This is a genomic window from Lentilactobacillus parafarraginis DSM 18390 = JCM 14109 (genome assembly GCF_001435895.1).
GTDB lineage: Bacteria > Bacillota > Bacilli > Lactobacillales > Lactobacillaceae > Lentilactobacillus > Lentilactobacillus parafarraginis.
Window position 1 is genome coordinate 1 of the sequence record NZ_AZFZ01000088.1, and the last position, 6738, is coordinate 6738.

Consider the following 6738-nt stretch of genomic DNA (forward strand, 5'->3'; position numbering starts at 1 on the left):
GGCGCAAGCTAATTTAGCTTGATCAAAAAAGTATTCTAACCATTTAAAATCAGTTTATTATCCAATTATATTGTTTAATGATTTTATCTGTTTTTTCTGTTTTTTCCTAATGCAATCTGGTTTCTTTTTATTTGTCTTTTAACCTGTTTTAAAATTACAACATTGTATGAATGTTGTGATTTATTAAATTCTTTTTGCGCACGTATAGCATAGTTCATCATGGATATATTTTTTCCTCTAGGATTAAAGCATAAGTATCTTTGGGTAACATTTTTGTGGAAACTCAATATATCATTAATTTTTCTACTTTTTGCAGCAATTATTCTATCTACATAATTTTTACGTTCATAATTATTTGCTATTCTCCATGTTGCAGGTTCATGTCCGTTGGGATATTTCTTCACATAATAGTTCTGAATCTTTGCTTGGATTTCATCATTTCCAAGGCTGGAAATGTGATTATCATTTTCTAGCATAATTAATCTTTTAAGAGCTCTTTTACTTTTGTAAGAGTATTTATAAATACTTTTTGGCCGTAATGATACTGAAATTCCGTCAAACATAAAACCCAGATAATCTAACGAAGAGGGAGTAGAAGAGATTTTATTAGATTTATTATTCTTTAACTTTTTATTTGAATAACTTAATTTAGTTATAGATGATTTTGCAGATTCAAATTTAAAAATTTTGGTTTTATGAGGTTCAATGGTTAAATTTATATTTTGGCTCCTTTTGACTATGTATCTTTTAAAGCTAATAATTTTATATAGTGGCGTAGTTGTTGGTATAACTATGATAAAGTCATCTGAATATCGTCTATATATTCCATTGAAATGTTTTGTTATTTTATTTATTTGTTTATCAAAGTTGATCATATATACATTAGCTAATGTTGCACTAATTGCTGTTCCTTGAGGAATTCCAACATTATTTTTATTTGAGAATATTAATTGATTGTTTTTAATTAACTCGCCAAGCATTCTAATATTTTTTATATATGCACGTTGATTATTCCTTTTAAAAGGTGAATTTATACCTACCATACTTAATTGAGATTTTAATTTTTCCCTGGAAATAGATTTGAATTTTAATAAAGAAGTAAGCATTTTTTTCCAATCATTAGGAATAACAGTGACATTTAGAACTTCTTTTATATTTTTGATAAGGATTTTATGGTTTAAAGTATCGAAAAAATGATGAAAGTCTCCCTTTATAATCCAAGATTCATTTGTTTGGTCTATAAAATTAAATACTTCTCTAGCGGCTTTGATACTGTCCATACCGATATTTTTTCTATAAGCTGTAGCTACCAATTGGAAATTATTATTTTTGACATATTTCTCATAATTATATCCAAGAATTTCAGAATAATATTTATAAATTAAAGCATCATGGTGACTTGATAATGATATTTTTCTTCTTTTGGGTTTAACATCTTTTTCTTTAGGTAAATATTTTTTAAAAACTATAGAGTAGGTTATAAAAGGTAAATATCTATGTTTACATAAAACATCTGTACTGATTGATGATAGGAAATTAGTTGCTTCAGCTGTTGTCAACGGAAAATCGAAGTGAAGATAGGACTTTGAAATATAGTTTTTAATATCAAAGTTATTGGGTTTATTAATATTATTATTCATTTAGTATCTCCTATAAAATAGAAAATCAGACATAAGTCTTTGGCTTTCTTCATCACATTGCCTAATTGACTTATGCCTGCCTAACTTTCCTGTAGTAATCTCCATATCGATATACTGCATGTTGTTGTGACTTATTATAATATTACTGAAAGTATTCTAAGCAATTTGCTTGAGTATTATCAAGGAGGTATATTGCTAATGAGATTAGCTTTAATTACACTTGGATTGTTCGTCCAAATTAATCAATTTATACATTTGACAAATGCTAACAGCATGTGTTATTGAACTGTCTCATCTTACAACGAAAATATGGTTTCTAGAATCGGTAATTACATTATACCATTATTCACGCGTGGTGCTAGTTTATGATCAAGCAGCCATTGACGATACAATAAGAGTTCTGTTTGAACTGGTTTAAGGTACAAGACATTAGGCTTACCAGTTTTTCGATCATGAATGAACGCATTTTGTTTAATAGAACCGTCCAGATTAAAAATATCGGTCTGTTTTAAACCCATAACGTCACTCACTCGCAGTAGCGTAGCTTTACCAACTTGAAAAATCGTATAGTTACGTCGGCCAGCTTTAAAGTTATTGAGTAACGTATCTTGAACCTCTTTAAGAACGTTTGAATCTTTTATGGGTAAGACAACTTGTTGCATGTAAATGACCTCCAGTAAGAATATTTGCATTGTGTATCTACATGGGATATACTTGACTTGTAATAATAATTTAGGAGGGGAAAATATGGAACTTATTAAAGAACAAACACGCTTAGCAAAGTGGGGAAACTCGAAAGCTGCTAGAATTCCTAGCCAAATTATTAAACAACTGAAATTAGATGATAACCAAGATATGACAATAACCATTGAAAATGGATCAATTGTTTTAACACCAATAAAAAAGAACCCAACCAATATTCACGAACTATTTAAGGATTGGAAAGATGACGGGAAAAGGGATCACGAGCTTGATTGGGGAAAGTCAGAAGGTAATGAACTTCAATGGTAAGCCAAGGTGATATATTTTATGTTAACTTTAATCCAAGCCGTGGTCATGAACAGATGAATAAGCGACCAGCCATTGCGCTAAGCAATGATCTAGTCTGTCAGACAAGTAACATGACGATTGTGGCTCCAATTAGCAGTACCAAGCGTAATTTTCCAATGTATCATCGACTAACTAGTAGTCAAACGGTATATGGAAAAGTATTATTAGATCAAACCATAGCCTTAGATTTACGGGCAAGACATGTCACTGATGAAACTATTGTCGATCATGTATCGCGTGAAGAACTAGAAGAAATAATCACTTTGTACAAATTATTGTTTAGTATTGATGACAAATAGAAGAAGTCATTTCTTTAGTATTAAAACAAATAACCCCCAAAATCTATGATATAGATTTTGGGGGTTGTTCTTTCAATGTTTTCGAGGGGTTATTTGTTAATTATAGCCCCTACAATGATTTACTTGGTTTCTTAAGTTAAGTAATTTATTCAGTGAGTTCTTTCTTTAATTCTCTTTTCCAATTTGGGGAATGGATTATTCTCTTTTTTTCTAAATTTCCCCTTATAATTTCCCGTTTTGAGAGTTTAGACAATTTTTTCCAAGAATCAGAGAAGATATAAATTGCATTTCCATATATGGCGGAATCTAAAACATATATTTTTTTGTTTTCAAAGCAAAAAACCACATAGCCGTTATAATTGGCGATTCCCCGATATTCAGCATCTGGCTTAAAGCTTTCAATATAATTAAATCGCTCTTTTATTAATTGTTTTTCACTTTCAGAAACATTAGAATAGCTTTTTCCATTTTTAAAAACATTCCAAATCTTTTCTCCTTTAGGGAGAACTTCCCAGGGGACTATTTTTATAATAGGGGTTATTCTTTGTCCTTTAGTATCAAAAATGAACGTTTCTGCTCTTGAAAATATCTCTAAAACAAGATTAATGCAAAATCTAATATTATCAAACTCTGCATCAACATTAGTGAATGTTTTATTTATAACTAGTAATTGATTGTTATTGTGTTGAGAATCTTTTAGGTAATGGAAACAATAGTTTTTTGGTGGCATAAAGTTCTTAGGATAACCTGGATAAGGCACTTCGCTAGTTCCAGAGTGCCATGTCCCACCCCAATCTTTTAATGACCAGTTTTTTGCCCTATACTGCGTTTCTTTGGGTTTAGTTTTATCAGCAATAAATTCACCAACTGTATTTCTTTTAGACATAATACCTATATATGGTTGTGGCATAAATAAAGTTTTTTTTGAATCCAGCACATCGAAGTATTGGGTCAATATATTTTTCACTTTTGAATCCACTTGCACTCCTATATAGAAAGTACCATTCTCATCGATGTCAGCTAAATACTTTTTAACACTTCTGATTCTTTTCATTTTTATCTCCAATTTTGTTCACCCCTCATTAAAATCTTTTTCTATAATATTTAAATCAGACATTTCTTGCTCAACATTTCTGCCATCATTATAAGTAAAAAATTTAACGCCATAAAGCTTAACTTGATCATTCTCACCAACAAGTTCAATATTTTCAGGACGAATACTTTCTAAAAGTTCTTGTTTCCACTGATCTTGATCAATCAATTGTGGTCCCTTAGGCTCAATATAAATTTGATAACAAAAATCTTTGTTCTGTAAATAGAGGATAAAATCAGGCATGAACCCGGCATAATGAGTTGTCCGACCTTTAAATTGATGTAGCTTGAAATTAGTATTGCGTTCATCATTTCTAAATAAATAAATTTGACTATATTTTTGACTTAATCGGTCAACAAAGGCGCCGATTAAGTCAACTAAAGACTTCTCCAGCTTATCAACAATGGCTTCTTCAAAAACAAACCAAGGTTTATTTTTCATTGAGTAGGGTAAGATCATTTCACTGACTGATTTATTAAAATGTTTGGCAACTTTCTTTTGGTAGTCCCTAATCAAGGATTTTATAGGAACTGGAATAAAGCGCTTAGTACTGCGTTGTCTTTGATAGTTATTAATAATCTGTTTTTGAACAAAAGTTAAATATTGTTCAACTGCTTTAAGTTGCTGCTTACGATTTAAGGCTGGTGAACCATTGCTGACACGAGCATACAAACGAATATTTCCCAACCAATTATCAGCTGTCATAAATTCATTTAAAGAATTCAAAGTAGGAATATATTGCTTCAGAGAGTTAAACCGATAGAACTTATTACGTGAGAAGGCTTTTTTAACTAAGATTACGGCATCTCGAAACTTAAACAAAAATCTAGTTTCTGTTAAAGGATCTTTCTCAATAGCAACAGCATTATAATTTGTTTCCCAAGTGCTCTCTACCAAATTGACTTCAGCCATTGTGGTGGTATTAACCCCATAACGGTCAAGACAATTAAATTCTTTATCTGGTACAGGTTCAACTTCGTTGTAGTAAAGATTACCTTGTTGATAAACTTTAGAGTTTTTAAAGGCCCGTTTAACATTAGTTTCAAAAACATCAAAATCACTATCATCTTCAACGGGTAGGTCCATCTTATCAAGTGACTTCTTAAGGTTATCTAGGTACTTAGGATCATTGATAGTGTGGTAATAAAGACTCTCTAATAACTGATATTTAGGATTCTGGTTGTCAAAACGACGTGTATAAGAGTTTTCGCCTTGATAAACAAAAGGATTGTAGCGTGCTCCTCGACCAATCAACTGAGCTTCACTGTTTGTTTGGTTCAAGGTAGTGGATTGTTCACCAATCCGCACAATATCATAAAGGTTTAAAACGTCCCAGCCCTCACTTAATTTAGCGACGGCAAAAATAACCCGAAAGGGATTATCAGAACTTTCCAAGGTATTTAGATTATGCAAGTCATTTAAATCGCCTAAGATTCCTTCTTTGGCACTATCGTTAACATTAATAGTATTCATAGCCTGAAAGTCACGTTTTAATTCAACAATTGCAGTACCCAAATCTTGCGATAACCAGTAATCATAAGCTTGTTTCAATGCTTGACTATGGCTAGTGCTTTGTTGATGTTTAAGAAAATCAGTTAGGTCTGTTATATTCAACTGTGAGATCATACTTAAAAAAGTTGCTCGGGCATCTTTAGAAACCGCAATTTTATTAGATTTAAACAAGATTACCGGTTTAAAGTCAGGTATTTTTAATTCATTGGCAATTCGCTTACGATACTGGCTAAGCAAAACAGCATTCAGCATTTTGTTCTCATCGTCGTTATTTGCTTGTAATCGATATACCCGTTTAGAATATCCTTGGTGAATAAAACGGCTTAAATCGTATCTATAAACAATCTTTTGACGATATTTTTGATAAATCGCTTCATTTTGTAAATCTAGAGTTGCAGTAAACTCGAATTGACGATTATGTTTATTAGCTTGACGAATACGATCCAGGACATATTCCCAGGAACGTTCTTTTTGGTCCTCTTTACTTTTAGTACCAGCGCTAAAATGATGAGCCTCGTCGGCTAAAACAACTAGTTTATGAGCCTTAAAATCATCATAAGTGAGGCTGTTTTCTTTGGTTTCACTTAACTCATTGGTCAAGGCTTGAATAGTTGCTAATCTTAAATAGATCACACCATCTTCTGGTGTACTAGGAAACCGAGTTACTGAGCGAAGCTCGATTCTTTGACCATGGATAGTCAAAGGTTGGGAAAAAAGATATTTAGGTGAAGCAGTATTTAATAAATTGTCATAAGTCTTAGCCACCACAGCATTTGTATTTACCACAAAAAGAAAGTTATGATAAGTAAATTCAGTATACAAATACAAGATCAGGGCAGCTAAAACGTCTGTTTTACCACTACCAGTGGCCATATTAAAAAGTAATTGATTATATTGGTAATCAGCTAATGGCTGTCGCTGTGTCCAGTCTAGATTAACTAAAGCTTGATTTTGGTAAGGTCGTAATTGGTGCTTTAAATTACCTTTAATATATTCTGGGATAATAAAGGGCTTTTCATTACTAAGAAGATCAATCTTACGTTTGTTTTCCAATAAATCGACCAGTGGGAGTTCAATTTTGCGCATAACTTTTTTTTTAGCCATTAGTTTAGTTGTAAAAGGCACCCGTAAAATGTAGGAAAAC

The 6738-nt window shown here is 31.7% G+C and carries 5 protein-coding genes and 1 pseudogene; 2 read left to right on the forward strand and 4 right to left on the reverse strand.

What is annotated here, in order from left to right:
- Window positions 1–83 precede the first annotated feature (83 nt).
- Both FD47_RS13145 and FD47_RS13150 read right to left on the reverse strand, forming a co-directional pair.
- Window positions 84–1640 carry a reverse transcriptase/maturase family protein gene (locus FD47_RS13145; protein WP_054736640.1) on the reverse strand — a complete coding sequence of 519 codons (1557 nt, stop codon included), beginning with the start codon at window positions 1638–1640 and terminating at the stop codon, window positions 84–86.
- Between the two features lie 359 nt (window positions 1641–1999).
- Window positions 2000–2302 (reverse strand): annotated as a pseudogene (locus FD47_RS13150) (site-specific integrase); the annotation flags it as partial.
- 85 nt (window positions 2303–2387) lie between these two features.
- Between FD47_RS13150 and FD47_RS13155 the strand changes: the two are divergent.
- Window positions 2388–2651 (forward strand): AbrB/MazE/SpoVT family DNA-binding domain-containing protein, encoded by a 264-nt coding sequence (locus tag FD47_RS13155; protein WP_003643337.1) that lies wholly within the window; start codon window positions 2388–2390, stop codon window positions 2649–2651.
- Window positions 2645–2989, forward strand: coding sequence for a type II toxin-antitoxin system PemK/MazF family toxin (locus FD47_RS13160; RefSeq protein WP_001748110.1), 345 nt, complete (start codon window positions 2645–2647; stop codon window positions 2987–2989). The genes FD47_RS13155 and FD47_RS13160 overlap by 7 nt, the downstream gene beginning before the upstream one ends.
- A 145-nt stretch (window positions 2990–3134) precedes the next feature.
- Here FD47_RS13160 and FD47_RS13165 read toward each other — a convergent pair whose 3' ends face one another.
- Window positions 3135–4043 carry a hypothetical protein gene (locus tag FD47_RS13165; protein WP_235806097.1) on the reverse strand — a complete coding sequence of 303 codons (909 nt, stop codon included), beginning with the start codon at window positions 4041–4043 and terminating at the stop codon, window positions 3135–3137.
- An 18-nt stretch (window positions 4044–4061) separates the two neighbouring features.
- Entirely contained in the window at window positions 4062–6698 is a 2637-nt protein-coding gene (locus tag FD47_RS13170) for a DEAD/DEAH box helicase family protein (protein WP_054736651.1), read from the reverse strand.
- Between the last annotated feature and the right edge of the window lie 40 nt (window positions 6699–6738).